The 18,679-nt window shown below is 73.4% G+C and carries 19 protein-coding genes; 9 read left to right on the top strand and 10 right to left on the bottom strand.

The window, feature by feature from the left end; all coding sequences use genetic code 11:
* The first annotated feature begins 8 nt into the window (after positions 1–8).
* The 4 genes from AB0G16_RS15335 (at position 9) to AB0G16_RS15350 (ending at position 4,453) form a co-directional block, all read left to right on the top strand.
* Positions 9–1,040 carry an MCE family protein gene (locus tag AB0G16_RS15335; RefSeq protein ID WP_362804614.1) on the top strand — a complete coding sequence of 344 codons (1,032 nt, stop codon included), beginning with the start codon at positions 9–11 and terminating at the stop codon, positions 1,038–1,040.
* On the top strand, positions 1,013–2,158 hold the full coding sequence (locus tag AB0G16_RS15340; protein WP_362804617.1) for an MCE family protein: 1,146 nt from the start codon (positions 1,013–1,015) through the stop codon (positions 2,156–2,158). The genes AB0G16_RS15335 and AB0G16_RS15340 overlap by 28 nt, the downstream gene beginning before the upstream one ends.
* Positions 2,155–3,525, top strand: coding sequence for an MCE family protein (locus AB0G16_RS15345; RefSeq protein WP_362804620.1), 1,371 nt, complete (start codon positions 2,155–2,157; stop codon positions 3,523–3,525). Before AB0G16_RS15340 ends, AB0G16_RS15345 begins: the two co-directional genes overlap by 4 nt.
* Positions 3,526–3,862: 337 nt before the next feature.
* Entirely contained in the window at positions 3,863–4,453 is a 591-nt protein-coding gene (locus AB0G16_RS15350) for a hypothetical protein (RefSeq protein ID WP_362804623.1), read from the top strand.
* A 27-nt stretch (positions 4,454–4,480) separates the two neighbouring features.
* Here AB0G16_RS15350 and AB0G16_RS15355 read toward each other — a convergent pair whose 3' ends face one another.
* Positions 4,481–5,557 (bottom strand): cation diffusion facilitator family transporter, encoded by a 1,077-nt coding sequence (locus AB0G16_RS15355; protein WP_362804626.1) that lies wholly within the window; start codon positions 5,555–5,557, stop codon positions 4,481–4,483.
* Between the two features lie 146 nt (positions 5,558–5,703).
* Here AB0G16_RS15355 and AB0G16_RS15360 point away from each other — a divergent pair, with 146 nt between their 5' ends.
* From AB0G16_RS15360 to AB0G16_RS15370, 3 genes are read left to right on the top strand one after another with little or no spacing between them, the layout of a single operon-like run.
* Positions 5,704–6,285, top strand: a complete 582-nt coding sequence (locus AB0G16_RS15360) for a MarR family transcriptional regulator (protein WP_362804629.1) — start codon at positions 5,704–5,706, stop codon at positions 6,283–6,285.
* A gap of 59 nt (positions 6,286–6,344) precedes the next feature.
* Positions 6,345–7,028: an LppX_LprAFG lipoprotein gene (locus tag AB0G16_RS15365; RefSeq protein ID WP_362804632.1), complete on the top strand. Its 684-nt coding sequence runs from the start codon at positions 6,345–6,347 to the stop codon at positions 7,026–7,028.
* A gap of 2 nt (positions 7,029–7,030) precedes the next feature.
* Entirely contained in the window at positions 7,031–8,740 is a 1,710-nt protein-coding gene (locus tag AB0G16_RS15370) for an MFS transporter (protein ID WP_362804636.1), read from the top strand.
* A 146-nt stretch (positions 8,741–8,886) separates the two neighbouring features.
* Here the strand turns inward: AB0G16_RS15370 and AB0G16_RS15375 are convergent, their stop codons facing one another.
* Complete coding sequence (locus AB0G16_RS15375) at positions 8,887–9,207, bottom strand: hypothetical protein (protein ID WP_362804639.1); 321 nt, start codon at positions 9,205–9,207, stop codon at positions 8,887–8,889.
* A gap of 34 nt (positions 9,208–9,241) precedes the next feature.
* Positions 9,242–9,586 carry a hypothetical protein gene (locus AB0G16_RS15380; RefSeq protein WP_362804642.1) on the bottom strand — a complete coding sequence of 115 codons (345 nt, stop codon included), beginning with the start codon at positions 9,584–9,586 and terminating at the stop codon, positions 9,242–9,244.
* A gap of 173 nt (positions 9,587–9,759) precedes the next feature.
* On the opposite strand from AB0G16_RS15380, the gene AB0G16_RS15385 reads away from it, so the two are divergent.
* Both AB0G16_RS15385 and AB0G16_RS15390 read left to right on the top strand, forming a co-directional pair.
* On the top strand, positions 9,760–10,758 hold the full coding sequence (locus AB0G16_RS15385; protein WP_362804645.1) for a histidine kinase: 999 nt from the start codon (positions 9,760–9,762) through the stop codon (positions 10,756–10,758).
* Between the two features lie 5 nt (positions 10,759–10,763).
* Positions 10,764–11,450, top strand: coding sequence for a response regulator transcription factor (locus tag AB0G16_RS15390; protein WP_362804647.1), 687 nt, complete (start codon positions 10,764–10,766; stop codon positions 11,448–11,450).
* 96 nt (positions 11,451–11,546) lie between these two features.
* Here the strand turns inward: AB0G16_RS15390 and der are convergent, their stop codons facing one another.
* The 7 genes from der to AB0G16_RS15425 form a co-directional block, all read right to left on the bottom strand.
* Positions 11,547–12,989: a ribosome biogenesis GTPase Der gene (gene der, locus AB0G16_RS15395; RefSeq protein ID WP_362804650.1), complete on the bottom strand. Its 1,443-nt coding sequence runs from the start codon at positions 12,987–12,989 to the stop codon at positions 11,547–11,549.
* Positions 12,986–13,642 carry a (d)CMP kinase gene (gene cmk, locus AB0G16_RS15400; protein ID WP_362804653.1) on the bottom strand — a complete coding sequence of 219 codons (657 nt, stop codon included), beginning with the start codon at positions 13,640–13,642 and terminating at the stop codon, positions 12,986–12,988. Before cmk ends, der begins: the two co-directional genes overlap by 4 nt.
* A gap of 127 nt (positions 13,643–13,769) precedes the next feature.
* Positions 13,770–14,843, bottom strand: coding sequence for a prephenate dehydrogenase (locus tag AB0G16_RS15405; protein WP_362804656.1), 1,074 nt, complete (start codon positions 14,841–14,843; stop codon positions 13,770–13,772).
* Between the two features lie 34 nt (positions 14,844–14,877).
* On the bottom strand, positions 14,878–15,237 hold the full coding sequence (aroH, locus tag AB0G16_RS15410; RefSeq protein ID WP_362804659.1) for a chorismate mutase: 360 nt from the start codon (positions 15,235–15,237) through the stop codon (positions 14,878–14,880).
* A 78-nt stretch (positions 15,238–15,315) separates the two neighbouring features.
* Positions 15,316–17,223, bottom strand: a complete 1,908-nt coding sequence (locus tag AB0G16_RS15415) for a pseudouridine synthase (RefSeq protein WP_362804662.1) — start codon at positions 17,221–17,223, stop codon at positions 15,316–15,318.
* Positions 17,220–17,858 carry an SMC-Scp complex subunit ScpB gene (gene scpB, locus AB0G16_RS15420; RefSeq protein WP_362804666.1) on the bottom strand — a complete coding sequence of 213 codons (639 nt, stop codon included), beginning with the start codon at positions 17,856–17,858 and terminating at the stop codon, positions 17,220–17,222. Before scpB ends, AB0G16_RS15415 begins: the two co-directional genes overlap by 4 nt.
* On the bottom strand, positions 17,851–18,678 hold the full coding sequence (locus AB0G16_RS15425) for a segregation/condensation protein A (protein WP_362804668.1): 828 nt from the start codon (positions 18,676–18,678) through the stop codon (positions 17,851–17,853). The genes scpB and AB0G16_RS15425 overlap by 8 nt, the downstream gene beginning before the upstream one ends.
* Between the last annotated feature and the right edge of the window lies 1 nt (position 18,679).

The following is an 18,679-nucleotide window of genomic DNA, read 5'->3' on the forward strand; positions in this document are numbered from 1 at the left end:
TCGTCGCCGTGCTGCTCGCGGGCCTCCTGCCCTTCGCCCTCGGGGGCTGCCCACCGCTGCCGGGCAGGATGCCCTCCTACCGGCTGACCGTCTACTTCGCGGCGGCGCCCTCGCTGTACGAGCAGGCCAAGGTCAAGGTCCTGGGCCTGGACGCCGGGACGGTGGAGAGGCTCACCGTCGAAAGAGGCGCCGAGGGGGACAGGGTCCGGGCCGACCTGCTGATCGACGGTCGGGTGCCGCTGCCCGCCGGGGTCAACGCGGTGGTGGCCGCCCAGAACACGCTGGGCGAGCGGAACGTGGTGCTCCACCCGCCCTGGACGCCCGGAAAGCCCAGGATCGCCCCCGGTGCGGTGATCCCGCTGGAGCGGACCGACCTGCCGGTGGAGATCGACGACGCCCTGGAGGCGTTCACCACGCTCACCGACGCCCTCGACACCGACCGGATGGGCGACGTGGCCGGGAACCTCGCCGACACGGTCAGGGGGCGCGGCGAGCAGATCAACCGCGCGCTCGGCGACGCCGCCTCCCTGACCCGTACCCTCGCCGGGCAGGACGAGCAGCTCGTCGAGCTGGCCGAGGGCCTGAACCGGATCGCCTCCGGCCTCAACCGCCGCGAGGCCCAGGTGAAGACCACGATCGACGCCTTCGCCGAGGCGAGCGCGGCCCTGGCCGAGGAACGGCGGCGGATGAAGAGCTTCATCACCGGCCTCGCGGACCTCGTCCAGCGCGGTGACGTGCTGATCGAGGCCTACCAGGAGCGGCTGCCCCGGGGGGTGGCCGACCTCGCCGAGCTGGTGCTGACCCTCAAGGTCAACAGCCGGTCGGCGGCCGACGCCATCACGGGCGCCCGGAGGTTCACCGACAACCTGATCATGTCGTGGGACCGGGAGCACCACCTGCTGAAGATCCGCCTGGTGCTCAACGCCATGACCCGGGCCTGGCTGACCCCGCTGTTCGACTCGCTCGGCCTGGGCAGGGTGCCGTGCCTGCCGGGAGAGCTGAGCGACTGCCCGTGGCAGCGCGCCGGGAGGGGCCGCTGATGGGCGCGGAGGGCCGGGTACGGCGGGACGGGAGCCGGGGAGCCGGGGAGCGGGGAGCCGGGGAGCCGGAGATCCGGGGGCGGCGGGGAACCCGGCGCCGGGGCGGGACGTGGGCGCGCGGGGTGGCCGCCCTGACCGCGCTCTGCCTGACGGCGGCGTGCAGCCTGCAGACGATGGGGGCGCCGACCGGCGAGCTCACCCTGACCGCGACCTTCGACGACGTGCAGAGCCTGGTGGCCGGGCACAGCGTGCAGGTGGCCGACGTGCGGGTGGGCAGCGTCACCGACATCCGGCTGGACGGGTACCGCGCCCGGGTCACCATGTCCGTCGAGGACGGCAACCGGGTGCCCGAGGGCACCGCCGCCGTCATCGCCAAGACCTCGATCCTCGGCGAGAACTACGTCGAGCTGGACCTGCCCGAGGGCAGGGACATGACCACCGGGCCGTTCCTCGGCGACGGCGCGGCGATCGCCGTGACGTCGGTGAGGCCCGACATCGAGCAGGTCACCGCGCGGGCCGGGCCGCTCATCGACGCGCTGGGCGCCCAGGACGTGAACGCCCTCCTGGACGCGCTGGCGACGGGCGTCGGCGGCAAGGGCGAGGACCTCAACCGGCTGCTGCGGCAGACGAGCGACGTCACCGCCGCCTACGCGCGGTCACGCCGGGACCTGGCCCGCACCATCGACGGCCTGGCCGAGCTCGGCGACGATCTGGCCAGGGGCACCGCCGAGCTGGACCGGCTGCCCGGCACGCTCGCCGACGCCACCGCCCGGCTGAACCACGGCCGCGGACACGTGAAGAAGACCCTCCGGGAGCTCACCGCGCTGGCCCGCGAGGTCAACGACACGCTCTACCCCCGGCACGGGGCACGGCTCCGCACCCTGCTGCGCGAGCTCGACGCGGTCTCCGCCTCGATGGTCCGCGGCGGGGAGGACCTGAAGACACTGGTGGGCCGGGTGCAGAGGTTCATGGACCTGCCGCCGATCGTGGTGAACGGCCAGTTACTGATCTTCGTGTGGCTCAAGGGGCTGCTGCTGCCCAAACCGAGGAAGAGCGAGCGGGCGCGCCTGCCCAACTCCGTGGACGACTTCCGCCTGCTGCTGGAGCCGCCGCGATGAAGCGCCGCATCTGGATCAACCTCGGCTTCTTCGCGCTGCTCGGCGTCGTGATGACCGTGTGGGCGTTCACCACCATCATCAAGCTGGACGTCATCGAGCGGCCGTACCGGATCAACGCCGAGTTCCTCTCCTCCCCCGGCCTGGTGGAGGGGTTCGACGTGGCCTACCTCGGCGTGCGGGTGGGCCGGATCGACGGGGTCCGGCTGGCGCCGGGCAAGATCGTGGTCGCGCTCGACATCGACCGGGGCGTGTCGCTGCCGCGCGGCCTCACCGCCGAGGTCCGCCGCAAGTCCGCCATCGGCGAGCCGTACGTGGAGCTCTCCCCGCCCCGGGGAGGGTCCGGGGGTGCCACCCTCGCCGCGGGGGCCACCGTCCCGCTGGCCAGCACCTCGGTGCCGCTCGACTACCGCAGGCTCTTCGACGGCGTCGGCAGGCTGCTCAACGCGGTGCCGCCCCAGGACGCCCGGACCATCGTGCACGAACTGGCGACCGGCCTGGACGGGCGGACCGGTTCGATCCGGGAGATCGTCGACAACGCGCACGATCTCACCGGGACCCTCGCCGACAACGCCGACCTGCTCGACGAGCTGTCGGTGGAGCTCACCCGGCTCACCGGCACCCTGGCGGGCAGGCGCGAGAAGCTGGCCGCGGGGGTGGACGACCTGGCGGACGTCACCCGGGCGGTCCGCGAGTCACGCGCGCGGCTGAACGCCTTCCTCGACCACGGGCCGGGGTTCTTCCGGCAGGTCGACCACCTGCTCACCACCGCCCGCCCCGGCCTGTCGTGCGCGCTTACCGCCGTGGGCACCAGGCCCGGCACGCTGTTCACCGCCCGTACCCGCGACAACGTCGGCCGTCTGCTGCGCAACGTGCCCACCGCCCAGGCCCTGCTCGCCGACGTGACCGACCGGCGGGCCGACGGCGTGTACGGCAAGGCCACGTTCGTCTTCAGCGTCCCGGGAGGTCCCAGGGTCCCGCAGGAGTACCGCGGCCCGCTGGCTCCCCCGGCGGTCCCCGCGCTCCGCGCCTGTCCGAAGGAGCCGGGGAACCGGGTGCCGGCCGGTGAGGACGGGAGGGCGCCCGCCGACGAGGCCGGTACCGATGCCGACCCGGGCTCGGACGCCGACGCCGACGCCGACGAGACGCCTGGTCCGGACGATGCGACGCCGGGACCCGGGGAGGACCGGGACGGCGAGGCGGGCGGCGACGGGGAGACCGGGACGGCCGGGGAGACCGGCGGGGCACCGGCCTCCACGCAGGACATGACCCCCTTCATCGTCGCGATCTTCGTCGCCGTCGTCCTCTCCGGCGGCGTGCTCGGCTGGATCGCCGTCGACCGTGCCTCCCGCCGCCGCGGACAGGAGTGATCCCGTGAGTCCCAGCCCCCACCCGCCGGAACGGCTCCAGCGCGACACCGCGGAGGACGTCCCGCCACCGTCCCCCCCGGACCCGGCGGCCGGCGTCCCCCCGGTTCCCGAACGCGGCGCGGCTTCCCTCCCACGGCCCGATGCCGCTTCCGGCGAGCAGGCGGGGCGGGCCGGAGCCGGAGACCGAGACCGGGATGAAGACGAAGAGGGAGAGGGAAAGGGAGACGGAGAGGCGGATGGGACAGATGGGACGGCCACCGATACACCCGGCGACACCCTCGCGAAGGCCACGAAGGCCACGAAGGCCACAGACGACGCGGACGACGCGGACGACGCGGTGGACCGTCCCCGGAGGGGGGGCGGGACGTGGCGCGGCAGGGTGGCCGGAGCCCTGGCGGCCATGATGTTCGCGGCGACCGCGACCGTCGCGGTCCTGCAGTGGCAGGCCGCCGACCGGCTCGCCGAGGAGAAGGCCGAGCGCGCGGCGGTGTCGGCGCGGGCGGGCGAGTTCGCCGTGGCGCTGCAGACCTACGACCACGGCGACCTCCAGACCTACCGCGACCGGGTCTTCGCCATCTCCGGTGAGGACTTCGAGAGGACCTACGAGGAGGCCTTCAGTCCCCTGGAGGGTGTGATCACCTCGATGCGGGCCAGCTCGTCCGCCTCGATCCGCGGCGTCTACGTCTCCGACGTGGCCGAGGGCAGGGCGAAGGCGGTGACGGTCGTCGACTCCCAGGTCACGAGTACCGCGGGAACCCGGCGCATGCTCGGCACGTACATGGAGCTCGCCCTGATCAAGACGGAGGGCCTGTGGAAGGTGAACGCGGCGACGGTGATGGGCGCGGCCGAGGAGCTGATCACCGATCCGGACGGCGATCCCGTGGAGCCGTCCCCCTCCCCGTCCCCGAACGGGAGGAAGAGCGGTTGACGCCGGGCCGTCGCCGCTCCCGGCCCGTCATCCCCGGTCGCGATCTCCCGGGTCCCGCGCTCCCCCGCCCCGGGTGCCCAGGCCGGGGGTGGGGTCCAGGAACACCTGCACGATCTGCGGGAACCGTTCCTTGAGCGTGCCCTCCACCCGGTCGGCGGCCAGCTCCAGGCTCGCCCCGGTGGTCTCGTCCACGAAGTCGATCCGGGCCGCGACCAGGATCTCGCCGGGGCCCATCATCATGGTCAGCAGCTCCGCCACGTTCTCGACCTCGGGCATGGCCTGGATCTCCTGGCCGATCCGCTCGGCGATCGACGCGGGCGCGGCCTGGCCGATCAACAGCGAGACGTTGGTCCGGATGAGGTTGACCGCGACCCACAGGAGCAGCAGGCCGATCACCACGGAGGCGGCCCCGTCCCAGACGGACGAGCCGGTCAGCTCGGCGGCCAGCAGGCCCGCTCCGGCGATCAGCAGCCCGGCCAGGGCCGCGGCGTCCTCGAAGAGCACGGCCTTCAGCGCGGTGTCGGAGGTCTTGGTGACGTAGCGCCGGGGACTCACCGCGTACCGGCGCGCCTCCGCGCGCACCTGCGACAGGGCCCTGAGGAAGGAGACCCCCTCGACCGCGAACGAGACCGCGAGGACCGCGTACGAGAGCGTCAGATCGGTGAGCCTCTCGCCCGCGGCGATCTCGTGAACGCCGTGGGTGATGGAGAACCCGGCCCCGCCGACGAGCGTGGCGAAGGCCGCCATCAGTCCCCAGAAGAATCCCGCCCTGCCGTGCCCGAACGGGTGCCGTACGTCGGCGGGCTGCCCGCCCCTGCGCACCGCGACGTACAGCAGCGCCTCGGTGACGGTGTCGGCGGCGGAGTGCGCCGCCTCGGACAGCATCGCCGAGGAGCCGCCGACCAGACCGGCGACCAGCTTGGCGACGGCGATCGCCAGGTTGGCCAGGCCCGCCACGATCACCGTGGTCAGGCTCTCCGACGCCGCACCGCCGCCCGTCCCCGCACCGGCGCCCGTCCCACCCGCGCCCATCCCGTCGGCCTCCGTCTTCGCACCGGCGCCCGTTCCGCCGGTGCCCGTCCCCGTCGCCGCCTGCTCCTCCATGCGGTCACACTACGTGCGCCCGGTGACCTGCCCGGCGGCGGCACCGGGCAGGTACGGAGCCCAGCCCCGTCCCTGCCCGACGGGCGGCCGGAACACCATGTCCGCCACCACGAAAGACCGGCGTCCTGTGAGGTAGATTCTGATCTATGACCGTGAAGCAAGCCTCGTCCGGCGAGCGGAGTGGTCGGTCGGGGGACGGCACCACCGGGGGCACCGAGACCACCGGAGCCTCGGGCGCGGTGAGCGAGAGGGGTGAGCGACCCGTGGACGACGAGGAGGTCCACTGGCTTTCCCCGATCGAGCAACGAGCCTGGCGCGCCCACCTGGCCGCACACAAACTCCTCGAACACCGCCTCGACCGGGAGCTCCAGCCCTTCGGCCTCTCGTTGAACGACTACGAGATCCTGGTGAACCTGTCGGAGATCACCGATCGTCGGATGCGGATGAGCGATCTGGCCGAGGCCACGATCCAGTCCCGCAGCCGCCTGTCCCACCAGATCTCCCGGATGGAGAGCGCCGGCCTGGTCGCCAGGGAGACGTGCACCGACGACCGGCGCGGCACCTTCGCCGTCCTCACCGAGCACGGCTGGGCCACCATCCGCAAGGTCGCGCCGCACCACGTGGGCAGCGTGCGCCGGCACTTCATCGACCTGCTCACCGACGACCAGCTCGTGGAGCTGGAGAGGGCGTACGCGCCGGTGGTCAGGCACCTCAAGGACATTCGCTGACGCGAAACCGATACCCCCCGTTCTCCGCCGGTAGACCGGGAGGTGGCTACGATCCGGCCATGCCTGCTCGCCGGATCCTCATCGCCGCGGTGATCGCCGCCCTCCTCCTGGTCGCCGCGTGCAGCGGAGGAGGCGCCCCCACCGGTACGGCGGCGCCCCTTCCCAGCGGCCCCGAACTGGTCGGGAAATCCGCGGAGACGGCGCGTGCCGCCAAATCCCTCGCCTTCGCGATGGACACCGAGGGCACGCCTCCGGTGCAGGTCAAGAAGGCCTCCGGCCGTCTCACCGGGGCCGGTGACGCCGACGGCACCATCCAGGTCGACGTGCTGGGCAGCCTGCAGGAGATCACCTTCGTGCTGATCGGGGAGACCGTCCACTTCAAGGGCGTGACCGGCGGCTTCCAGAAGATGTCGCGGAGCCAGCTCGCGTCGATCTACGACCCGTCCGCCATCCTCGACCCGGAACGGGGCGTCGTGCGGCTGCTGACCACCGCGGTGAACCCGAAGACCCAGGCGGCGGAGACCCTGGACGGCGCCGTGACCTACCGCGTCACCGCCACCCTCTCCCAGCAGGTCCTCGCCACGATGGTGCCCGGGATCGCGCAGAACGTCGACGCCACGCTCTGGATCGACAAGGCCACCGGCCGCCTGCTCAAGGCGGACCTGCCGCTGACCGGGGGCAAGGTGATCGTGACCTTCGGCGACTACGACGTACCGGTCCAGATCACCGCCCCGGCGGAGTGACCGTGTCGCGCCCCGGTCCCGGGGACCGCTCCGCAGGCAGGCGGCGGGTCGCCCTCGGCGTCGGCGGCACCGCCGTGCTGCTGGCCGCCCTGGACGCGTACGTCGTGGTCACCGTCCTCGTCGACATCGCCAGGGACGTCGACGTCCCGCTCAACCACCTGGAGCGGGCCACCCCCATCGTCACCGGCTTCCTGCTCGGGTACATCGCGGCCATGCCCCTGCTCGGCCGGCTCTCCGACCGGTACGGCAGGCGTCCCCTCATCCAGCTCTGCCTGGCGGGCTTCGCCGCGGGCTCGGTCGTCACCGCGCTGGGTGAGAGCGTGCCCTGGCTGGTCGCCGGGCGCGCCCTGCAGGGCGTCGCGGGCGGCGCGCTGCTGCCGATCACCATGGCGCTGGTCGGGGACCTGTGGGACGAGGACGAGCGCCCGGTGGCGCTCGGCGTGGTGGGATCGGCCCAGGAGCTCGGCAGCGTGCTGGGCCCGCTGTACGGGGCCGCGCTGGCCGCACTGGTCCCGGCCACCCTCCGGTTCGGCGGCGTGCAGTTCGGCGGCTGGCGGTCGATCTTCTGGCTGAACCTGCCGCTGGTGGCCCTGGCCGCGATCGCCGTACAGCGTTCGGTGCCGCCGCCCGACCGGGACCGGGACCGGGCCCGTGAGGGCCGTGAAGGGCCCGGCGGCCCCGGTGACGCCGGCGACCCCGACAGCCACGGTGGCCGCGGTGGCCGAGGTGCCCGCGAGGACCACGGCGGGGGCGCCCGGGGTGCCCGGGGTGATCGGGGTGATCGGGGTGCGCGCGTCGACGTCGTCGGCGGCCTGCTGCTCGCGCTCGCGCTGGGCCTGCTGGTGGTCGGCCTGTACAACCCCGATCCGGGCGGGGCGGTCCTTCCCCCCTGGGGCCTGCCCTGCGTCGTGGCCGGGGTGGTGGCCGGCGTCGCGTTCGCCGTCTGGGAGACGCGCGCCCGGACCCGGCTGATCGACCTGACCGGGGCGTTGCGCGGCCCGTTCTTCGCCACGCTCGGGGTCGCCTTCGTGACCGGCGCGGCGCTGCTGGTCACCCTGGTCGACGTGCAGCTGTCGGCGCAGACGCTGCTGAACCTGCCCGCCCTCGACGGCGCCCTGGTGCTCTCGCGCTTCCTGATCGCGCTCTCCGTCGCCGCCGTGGCCGGCGGGTTCGCGTCCCGCCGCTACGGCGAGCGCGCGGTGTGCGTGGCCGGGCTGGTGGTGGCCACCGTCGCGTACGTGCGGATCGGCCAGTGGCCGCTGGACCTGGCGTCGGCCGGGTACCGGATGGACGCCGACCTCGTCCTGGCCGGTCTGGGGCTCGGCGTGGTGATCGCGCCGATCTCCTCGGCGGTGCTGCGCGCCGTCCCCGCCGCCCAGCACGGGGTGGCGTCGGCGGCGGTGGTCGTGGCCAGGATGATGGGCATGCTGCTCGGCGTCGCGGCCCTGTCGGCGTGGGGTTTCCACCGCTTCCAGTTCCTCACCGCCGACCTCGACACGCCCCTGCCGTTCGGGGTGGACCCGGCCGTCTACGCCACCCGGCTGGCCGAGTACCAAAGGGCGATCAAGGCGGCGCTGCACACCGAGTACAGCGAGATCTTCCTCATCACCGCCGTGCTGTGCGGGGTGGGCGCGCTGGTCGCGCTGCTGCTGCCGCGCGCCCGGCGCGCCTCCGTCACGGCGGCCACGGACCGTCCCCGGGCAGGCGGCTGATCACCGTCACCCGTACGGCCTTCGCGACGGGGTCACGCACGGCGACCGCCGGGAGGCCGACCGCGAAGCCCCGCGCTCGCGCGGCACCTTCCCACCGGGTGCCACCGGGTGCCACCGGGTGAGGTGGCGTACCGCGGACGGTGTGCTCACGGCACCCCCCGCGCGACTCCCGCGGTCCGCACCGCCCGCCTGGCATGCGCCGCCTGCGCGGTCCTCGTGATGACGGCCATCCGCCGTTCGAGGGTGGCGAGCCTGTCGTCCACCGACCGGGTGTGCAGGACCTGAGCGAGCTGGTCGGCCTCGTCCGGCTGCAGGGTGACGGTCTGCGACGGCTCGTCACCCTGGCCGTACACCAGGAGCCGCCTGACGCCCTCGCGCTCCACCAGGACGGCCAGGCTCTGGCCTTCCCGGGTGGCGAGGTGGACCAGGGTCCCCGTGCCGGGCACGGTCGTGCGTGTGACGTCCATATCGATGATCACTTCCTTCCACTCGAGGCCTACGTCATGACGCGAGCCGTTCCGCCCATCGGATCAGGTCCTTCCGGCGCCGCGCCTTGACGAGGGTGAGTGCCACGAGCGTCACCTCCACTCCCCAGCGGAGGGTCCCGTCGCCGGGGCCTCGCAGGAGGTCGCCCCGGCCGGACAGCCGGGACAGGTCGTGTCTTCCCACGTAGGCGCGGATCTCCGCCTCGACGGCGGCCAGGACCGCGGCCCCCGGCGCGCCCGGGTAGGAGGCGTGCGCCTCGGGGTCGACGACGGCGGTCCGGGCCGCCGCGTTCACAGTGATCGTGACGCCGTCACGGGTGACGGCGTCCAGCCACAGAACGCCGACATCGCTCGTACCCATCGCCCTCTCCGCCTTCCGGTGCTCGGGGTCCTCCCATTACATCGCCCCCGCCCCCCGGCGACCATCGGGTCCAGCACCCATCTGTGCGGGGGCGGAAGGTGCAGGAACGGACAGGCGAAGATGGGTGGCACCCCGCATGGACGGACCGGCGGCATCGACGAGAGGATGGTGGGATGACAGAGCGCACCCACCGGGGGGCAGGAGCGCGCAGTCCGGGGCGGGTCCTGTTCAGGCGGTTGTTCGCGATCAACGGGCTGGTCTTCACGGTCGGCACCCTGGTGCTCGCCCTCTCCCCCGCCACCGTGTCCTCACCGCTGCTCCTGACCGAGATCCCGGTGCTCACGATCGGCCTGGCGCTGATGCTGACGGCCAACGCCGTGCTCCTGCGCACCGGCCTGGCCCCGCTCGACGCGCTCACGACGCTGATGCAGCGGGTCGACCTGATGCACCCCCTGGACCGGCTGCCCAGCGGCGGCAACCGCGACCTGGACCACCTGATCGACACCTTCAACGCGATGCTGGACCGCCTGGAGGCCGAACGCAGCGCCAGCGCCGCCCACGCCCTGGCCGCCCAGGAGGGGGAGCGGCGCCGCATCGCCCGCGAGCTCCACGACGAGATCGGCCAGAGCCTCACCGTGGTCCTGCTCAACCTCAAGCACGTCGCCGACCGCGCCCCCGAAGACCTGCGCGAGGAGCTTCACGGGGTGCAGGAGAGCGTCCGCGCGAGCCTGGACGAGGTGGGGCAGGTCGCTCGCCGCCTGCGCCCGGGCGTCCTGGAGGATCTCGGCCTGCACAGCGCCCTCAACGCGCTGAGCGCCGACTTCTCCCAGGGCAGCGGGGTTCCCGTGACGCGCAGGATCGACACCGATCTGCCGTCGTTGAGCGAGGACGTCGAACTGGTCCTCTACCGCATCGCCCAGGAGGGCCTGACCAACGCGGCCAGGCACGCCCGGGCCTCCCGCGTCGAGCTGTCGCTGACCGCCCGGCCCGGCGGCCTGGAACTGCGCATCAGCGACGACGGACGGGGCGGTGCGATCGACGAGGGGGCGGGGATGCGCGGGATGCGGGAGCGCGCCCTGCTCATCGGCGCCCGCCTGAGCGTGGTCTCACCGCCGGGCGGCGGCACCGACGTCCGCCTCACCGTACCGACCGGCACCGGGAAGGCCCCGTGAACCCCGTGAGCCCAGCGAGCCCCTCGGGCCCCGCGGACGCGGCGTCCCCCACCAGGATCCTGCTGGCCGACGACCACGCGCTGGTCCGCCGCGGGGTGCGGCTGATCCTGGACGCCGAACCGGACCTGACCGTGGTGGCCGAGGCCTCCAACGGCGCCGAGGCGGTGGAGGCGGCCGTGCCCGGAGAGGTCGACCTGGCGATCCTCGACATCGCGATGCCCCGCATGACCGGCCTGCAGGCGGCCCGGGAGATCTCACGGCGGGCGCCGGGGATCCGGCTGCTGATCCTGTCGATGTACGACAACGAGCAGTACTTCTTCGAGGCGCTCAAGGCCGGGGCGTCGGGCTACGTGCTGAAGTCGGTGGCCGACCGCGACCTGCTGGAGGCGTGCAGGGCGGCCATGCGCGGCGAGCCGTTCCTGTACCCGGGGGCCGTGACGGCCCTGATCCGGCACTACCTCCAGCGCGACAGGCTGGGGCAGGGCATCCCGGAGAGCATCCTGACCCCGCGCGAGGAGGAGATCGTCAAGCTGATCGCCGAGGGCAACCCGGCCAAGCGGATCGCCGAGATCCTGTTCATCAGCGTGAAGACCGTCGACCGGCACCGCGCCAACATCCTGCAGAAGCTCGGCATGCGCGACCGGCTCGACCTCACCCGGTACGCCATCCGGGCGGGCCTGATCGAACCCTGACGGCCCCGGGGCGGGCAGCGACGGCCGGGGACCCGGGGCCCGGGACGAAAGGACGGACGCCCCGGCACGGGGCCGGGTCGTCCGCGAACGGGGCGTCTACTTCTTCTTCTGCCCCTGGCGCTTCTCCCGGATCTTCATGGTGACCTCGATGGGCGAGCCGGCGAAGCCGAACTCCTCGCGGATCCGGCGCTCGATGAAGCGGCGGTAGGTCTCCTCCAGGAAGCCCGAGGTGAACAGCACGAACTTCGGCGGCTCCGTCGACGCCTGGGTGGCGAAGAGGATCTTGGGCTGCTTGCCGCTGCGGACCGGCGGCGGGGTGGCCGCGACCAGGTCGGTCAGGAAGGCGTTCAGGCGGGCCGTGGGCACCCGGGTCGACCAGGAGTCGAGCGCCTTCTCGATCGCCGGGACGAGCCGGTCGACGTGCCAGCCGTTCTTGGCGGAGATGTTGACCCGCAGCGCCCACGGCACGCGGACGAGCTGGCGGTCGATCTCCTTCTCCAGGTAGTAGCGGCGGTCCTCGTCCAGCAGGTCCCACTTGTTGAACGCCACGACCATGCACCGGCCGGACTCGATCACCAGCGAGATGATCCGCAGGTCCTGCTCGGTCAGCACCTCGCTGGCGTCGATGAGCACCACCGCGATCTCCGAGCGCTCCAGGGCCCCCCGGGTACGCATGCTCGCGTAGAAGTCGGCGCCCTTGAGCTCGCGGTCGCGCCGCCGGATGCCGGCGGTGTCGACGAACCTCCAGGTCTTGCCGCCGAGCTCGACCAGCTCGTCCACCGGGTCGCGGGTGGTACCCGCCATCGGGTCGACCAGCACGCGCTCGGAGCCGGCCAGCTTGTTCAGCAGCGAGGACTTGCCCACGTTGGGCTTGCCGACCAGGGCGACCCTGCGCGGGCCCCGTTCGGCGCCGAAGCGCTGCTCCGGCGTCTCGGGCAGCTTCTCCAGGATCACGTCCAGCAGGTCGCCGCTGGAGCGGCCGTGCAGCGCCGAGACCGGCTGCGGCTCCCCCAGGCCCAGCGACCAGAGGCCGGCGGCCTCCAGCTCCATCTGCTGGTTGTCGACCTTGTTGGCGGCGAGGATGACCGGCTTGCCGGACCCGCGCAGCACGTGGCCGACGATCTCGTCCGCGTCGGTCACGCCCACGACGGCGTCCACCACGAACAGGATCACGTCGGCCAGCTCGGCGGCCACCTGCGCCTGCTCGGCGATCTTCAGTGCCATGCCGGTCGCGTCCGGGTCCCAGCCTCCGGTGTCGACCACCGTGAAGCGGCGCCCCCGCCAGGTGGCGTCGTAGGTGACGCGGTCGCGGGTCACCCCGGGCACGTCCTCCACGACCGCCTCGCGGCGGCCGATGATCCGGTTGACCAGGGTGGACTTGCCCACGTTGGGGCGGCCCACCACGGCCACGACCGGCTGCGGGGCGTTGTCGTACGCCTCGTCCCCGTCGTGCCCCTGGCCCCTGGAGCTGTCGTCGGTACCTGAATCGGCGAGCTCCGCGTCGATCCAGCCGTTGTCGTCGTCGTATTCCCCGGTCACGCCTTTTCCTTAATCACACGCAGTATTTCGGCGACGACCTCTTCGAGGTTCAGCGCCGTGGTGTCGAGTTCGACGGCGTCGGCCGCCTTGGCCAGCGGGTCCGTCGCGCGGGTCGAGTCGAGGGTGTCGCGGCGGGCCATCGCGGCCCGCTGCGCCTCCACCGTGGTGCCGGCCAGCTCCGCCGTACGGCGCAGCGCCCTGGCGTCCGCGCTCGCGGTCAGGTAGATCTTGACCGCGGCGTCGGGCGCCACGACCGTGCCGATGTCACGGCCCTCGACGACGATGCCGCCCGAACCGATGATCTCACGCTGCTCGGCCACCAGGCGGCGCCGCACCTCGGGCACCGCGCTGACCGCCGAGACGGCCGCGGTGACCTCCGCGGTACGGATCGGCGCGGCGGCGTCGACGCCGTCGACCGCCACCGCCGGGGCGTCCGGGTCGGTGCCCAGCGTGAGCACCGGGTCGAGCGCCAGGGAGGCGATCGCACCCGGGTCGGCGAGGTCGACACCCCGCTGGAGCATCCACCAGGTGATCGCCCGGTACATCGCGCCGGTATCGAGGTAGCGCAGCCCAAGGGCCCGCGCCACCCCTCGTGACGCGCTCGACTTGCCCGATCCCGAAGGACCGTCCATGGCGACGACCAGTCCGGTCACGACGCCTCTCCCTTGCAGCCCGCTTCAGTTGTCCGTACGAGGCTACCGGGAGCCGGGAAGGAAGCACGCATCGAGCGGCCGGGGCCGGCCGGGGACGACGCCGATCACGTCCCCGGGGAGGGCTCCCTCAGGGAAGGTGCCAGCCGTGGGCGCGCAGGGCCTCGCTCAGCGCGGGCACCGCCTCGGGCCGCACCCAGAGCTCCGCGGCGCCCAGGGGCAGGCCCGGGGCGTGCTCCAGGCGCACGTCCTCGATGTTGACGCCCACCGCCTCGGCCACCTTGAAGAGCCTGGCCAGCTCGCCGGGACGGTCTCCGATGATCACCTGGACGGTGGAGTAGGGCCGCTGGGGCCCGCCGTGCTTGCCGGGGATCCGGCCGGTGCCCGCGACGCCGCGGTGCAGCAGCTCGGTGACGGCCGCCATGGCGGCGGGGTCGGCGGCCGCCCGCAGCGAGGCCGCCGCGGCGGCCAGGTCGGCCGCCACCGCCTCAAGCACCTCGGCCACCGGCAGCGCGTTGCCCGACAGGATGCCGGTCCACAGCGCCGGGTCGCTCGCGGCGATGCGGGTGACGTCCCGTACCCCCGGCCCGGCCAGGCCGAGCGCGGCGGCCGGGGCGCCCGCGAGACGGGCGGCCACCGCGGCGGCGGTCACGTGCGGGGCGTGCGAGACGACCGCGACGGCCCGGTCGTGCTCCTCGGCGCCGATCCTGACGGCCTCGCCGCCGCAGAGCTTGACCAGCCCGTACATGATCTCCAGCGCGTCGGGCGAGGTCTCCTCGGCCGGGCAGAGCGCCCACGGGCGTCCGAGGAACAGGTCGGCCCGCGCCGCGGCGGGCCCGGAGCGCTCGCGGCCGGCGAGCGGGTGCCCGGCCACGTAGGTCGTCAGGTCGCAGCCGAGATCGGCGGCCTGGGCCAGCGGGAGCACCTTGACGCTGGCCACGTCGGTGTAGAACCGGGCCGCGCCGGCCTTCTGGAGGGCGGCGAGCCGCTCCGCGACCGCGTGCGGCGGAACCGCGATGACCGCGACGTCCGCCCGCGTCCCCTCGGCCCACTCCACGCCCGCGCCCAGCTCCCGCGCCAGCCGCAGGGACGCGGCGTCGCGGTCGGCCAGGTGGACGGTGACGCCCTGGTCGCGCAGGGCCAGGGCGATCGAGGTGCCGATCAGCCCGGTGCCGACGACCAGGACGCTCTCGAGACCGCTCACGCGCGCTCCTCGGGGGTGGTGACGCACGAGGGGGTCACTGGGCGATGTCCACGCGCAGGGCGACGGCGCCGCGCAGGTAGACGTGCTGGATCTCGTGGCGGGGCCGGTCGACGTCGACGTGGGCCATCAGCCGTACAACGCGGGGCAGCGCGCCCGGGACGTCGATCTCGGAGGCGCAGATCAGCGGGACGTCGTGGAAACCGAGCTTCCGGGCCGCGAGGGCGGGGAACTCGGCGGTGAGATCGGTCGTGGCCGTGAAGATGACGCTGATCACGTCGTCGGTGGTGAGCCTGTTCCGGCCCATCACCTCGCTGACCAGCTCGGTGACCCCGGACAGGATCTCGTCCCGGTCGTTGGCCTCGACCTGGATCGCACCGCGGATCGCCCGCACCATCGCCGTTCCTCCGTATCGACCCACGCCGGACCACCCCGAGGGGTGGTCCGGCGTGTCCTGACTCGCGTATCAGGCAGGTTACAGCCCGACCGCCGCGTAGAGTTCCCCGACCTCGGTGAGGGTCAGCGCGCGGACTGTGCCCGGCTTGAGCCGGCCCAGCTTGACCGGGCCGAACTCGATCCTGGCCAGGTCGATGACCGGGTGGCCGACCTCCTCCAGCATCCGGCGGACGATGTGCTTGCGGCCCTCGTGCAGGACGATCTCGACCAGGGCCTGCTGGCCGTGCTCCTGGACCAGGCTGAAGGAGTCGGCCTTGGCCAGGCCGTCCTCCAGCTCGACGCCCTTCTTCAGGCGGCGGCCGAGGTCGCGCTCGATCCGGCCCGGCACCTTCGCCCAGTACTTCTTCTGCACGCCGTAGCTCGGGTGGGTCAGGCGGTTGGCCAGCTCACCGTCGTTGGTGAGCAGGATCAGTCCCTCGGTCTCGGTGTCGAGTCGGCCCACGTGGAACAGGCGCTCGGTGCGGTCGGCCACGAAGTCGGCCAGCGAGGGCCGCCCGTCCGGGTCGGACATGGTGCTGACCACGCCGATCGGCTTGTTGATCGCGAGATAGACCAGGTCGGGCATGGTCGGCAGGCGCTTGCCGTCGACGTGGATGACCTGCTTGGCCGGGTCGACGCGGGCGCCGAAGCGGCGCACCACCTGGCCGTCGACCGTCACCCGCCCCTCGCCGATCATGTCCTCGCAGGCCCGGCGGCTGGCCACGCCCGCCTGGGCGAGGACCTTCTGCAGCCGGACGCCGTCCGGGACCTCGGTGGTGTCGCGCTCGTCGACGTAGTCGCGGTCGTAGAAGTCGGAGTCACGCCTGGGCTGGCGAGCGGTCTTGAACCGGTCGTTCGCGATCGTGCCGGGCCGGAGCGGGGCCTTGCCCCCGGAAGCCCGCCCGGTGGAGGCGCGGCCGGTGGAGGACCGGCCCGCCGGGTTCCGGTCGGCCGGGTTCCGGTCGGAGGGGCGGCGCTCGCCGTACGCCTCGGCCCGGCCACCGCCGATGGTCTGGACGCCGTCGCGGCGGTCGTTCCTGCCGAAACGACCACGGGAGCCACCGGCCGGCGCGCCGCCCCGGCGGTCGGAGCCGGGCCTTCCCCGGGAGCCGTCCCGGTCGGCGCGGAAACCGCTCCGGTCGTCACGGCTCGGGCCGTCGGAACGGAAACCGCCCCGCGAACCGTCGCGGGACCCGCCGAAGGAGGAACCGCCCCGGTCACCCCGGTCGTCACGGCCCGGGCCGTCGGAGCGGTAACCGCCCCGGTCTTCCCTGCGCGGGCCGTCGGAGCGGTAACCGCCCCGGTCGTCGCGGCCCGGGCCGTCGGAGCGGAAGCCGCCCCGGTCTTCCCTGCGCGGGCCGTCGGAACGGAAGCCGCCCTGCCGGTCGCCGGAAGAACCCCCGAACCGGCTACGCGCGTCGCCGTCACGCGATCCGCCGAAGGAGGAGCCTCCCCGGTCGTCGCGGCGCGGGCCGTCGGAGCGGTGGCCGCCGCCCTGCCGGTCGCCGGAGGGGCCGCCGAACCGGCTCCGCGAGCCGTCGCGCTCCGCGCGGAAACCGCCCCGGTCGTCCCTGCGCGGAGCGTCGGAACGGAAGCCGCCCCGGTCGTCCCCGCGCGGGCCGTCGGAACGGAAGTCACCGCGGTCGTCGCGGCGCGGGCCGTCGGAACGGTGGCCGCCGCCCTGCCGGTCGCCGGAGGGGCCGCCGAACCGGCTCCGCGAGCCGTCGCGCTCCGCGCGGAAACCGCCCCGGTCGTCCCTGCGCGGAGCGTCCGGACGGAAACCGCCCGACGACCCCCCGCGGGAACCGCCCGAGGACGATCCACCCCGGGATGATCCGCCCCGGAATCCACCGGACTGCGACCCTCCACGGGAACCTCCGCCGCGCGGGGCTCCGCCACGGCCTTGACCGCGTCCATCACCGGACGGGGTACTGCGCCTGTTGTTCACTGCTTCTGCTCCTCTAGGGATTCCATGTCGTCGGGCAGGAAGGGCGCCAGTTCGGGAAGCTCGTCGAGCTCCCGCAGGCCCATCCGCTCGAGAAAATACGAACTCGTCCGGTAGAGCACGGCTTGGCTCTCCGGTTCGGTGCCGGCCTCCTCGACCAGCCCCCTGGTCACCAGCGTGCGCATGACGCCGTCGCTGTTGACACCGCGGATGGCCGCCACCCGTGCCCGGCTCACCGGCTGCCGGTAGGCGACCACGGCCAGGGTCTCCAGCGCGGCCTGGGTCAGGCGCGTCTGCTGGCCGTCGCGGACGAACCGCTCGACGAGAGGCGCGCACTCGGCCCGCGTGTAGAACCGCCAGCCGCCCGCGACCTCTCTGAGGTCGAAACCCCGTCCGGCCCCGGTGTATTCCGCCGAGAGCTCCCGGATCACCTGGGAGACCTCCGCGACGGGCCGGTCCAGCACCTGGGCCAGGGTGATCTCGGCGACGGGCTCGTCCACCACCAGCAGGATCGCCTCCAGCCCCGCGCGCAGGCCCGGCTCGGAGCCCGTGTCCGGGGCCGTACCCGTGGCAGGGTCGGTGTCCGGAGCAGGGCCCGTGTCCGGGGTGGGGCCCGGCCCGGGCGCCACGTCACTCATCGGCTGGCTCTCTCTTCGCGGTGGTCTCGTCGTAGTCGTCGGCCACGGCGACGTCTCCGTCGTCGCTGCCGGTCCAGGTCACGTGCAGATCCCCGAGAGGCTCCACCTGCTCGAAGGAGACGGCCGACTCCCGGTAGAGCTCCAGGACGGCCAGGAAACGCGCCACGACCTCGAAAGTGCCGGTGCAGTCGGAGGTGAGGGCCCGGAAGGTCGCCCGCCGCACCCGCCGCAGCCGCTCGACCAGGATAGCCGCCTGCTCGCGGACGTTGGCGAGCGGTTGGTAGATGTGGGCCACCGAGACCGACGGCGGGACCTTGGGGGCGAAGGCCCGCCGGGCGATCTCCGCGAGCCGGTCGGGGCCGATGCCCAGCACCAGCGCGGGCAGCAGGCTCGCGAACCGCGCCTCCATCGGCACCGTCCGGGGAAAGCGCAGCGCCTCCTCGGCCATCCGGGCGGAGAAGACCTTCACGACCTCCTTGTACGCCCGGTACTGCAGCAGGCGGGCGAAGAGCAGGTCCCGGGCCTCCAGCAGGGCCAGGTCCTCCTCGTCGTCGACCTCCCCGGCCGGCAGCAGCCGGGCGGCCTTGAGGTCGAGCAGGGTGGCCGCGACGAGCAGGAAGTGGCTCGTCTGGTCCAGGTCCCACTCCGGGCCCCTGGCGCGGATGTAGGAGATGAACTCGTCGGTGACCTGGCTGAGCGAGACCTCGGTGATGTCCAGCTTGTGCTTGGAGATCAGGCCGAGCAGGAGGTCGAACGGGCCCTCGAAGACCTCCAGATGCACCTTGAAGGTGTCATCCTCGGCTCGCGGCTGCTCGGTCATC

It is taken from the genome of Streptosporangium sp. NPDC023615 (genome assembly GCF_040640155.1).
In the GTDB taxonomy this organism is placed as follows: domain Bacteria; phylum Actinomycetota; class Actinomycetes; order Streptosporangiales; family Streptosporangiaceae; genus Streptosporangium.

Bases quoted from the DNA above. Each gene is read 5' to 3' on its own strand.
- AB0G16_RS15345 (WP_362804620.1), top strand. From the start codon at position 2,155: ATGAAGCGCCGCATCTGGATCAACCTCGGCTTCTTCGCGCTGCTCGGC.
- AB0G16_RS15355 (WP_362804626.1), bottom strand. From the start codon at position 5,557: ATGGAGGAGCAGGCGGCGACGGGGACGGGCACCGGCGGAACGGGCGCC.
- AB0G16_RS15360 (WP_362804629.1), top strand. From the start codon at position 5,704: ATGACCGTGAAGCAAGCCTCGTCCGGCGAGCGGAGTGGTCGGTCGGGG.
- AB0G16_RS15365 (WP_362804632.1), top strand. From the start codon at position 6,345: ATGCCTGCTCGCCGGATCCTCATCGCCGCGGTGATCGCCGCCCTCCTC.
- AB0G16_RS15375 (WP_362804639.1), bottom strand. From the start codon at position 9,207: ATGGACGTCACACGCACGACCGTGCCCGGCACGGGGACCCTGGTCCAC.
- AB0G16_RS15380 (WP_362804642.1), bottom strand. From the start codon at position 9,586: ATGGGTACGAGCGATGTCGGCGTTCTGTGGCTGGACGCCGTCACCCGT.
- AB0G16_RS15385 (WP_362804645.1), top strand. From the start codon at position 9,760: ATGACAGAGCGCACCCACCGGGGGGCAGGAGCGCGCAGTCCGGGGCGG.
- aroH (WP_362804659.1), bottom strand. From the start codon at position 15,237: ATGGTGCGGGCGATCCGCGGTGCGATCCAGGTCGAGGCCAACGACCGG.
- scpB (WP_362804666.1), bottom strand. From the start codon at position 17,858: ATGAGTGACGTGGCGCCCGGGCCGGGCCCCACCCCGGACACGGGCCCT.
- AB0G16_RS15425 (WP_362804668.1), bottom strand. From the start codon at position 18,678: ATGACCGAGCAGCCGCGAGCCGAGGATGACACCTTCAAGGTGCATCTG.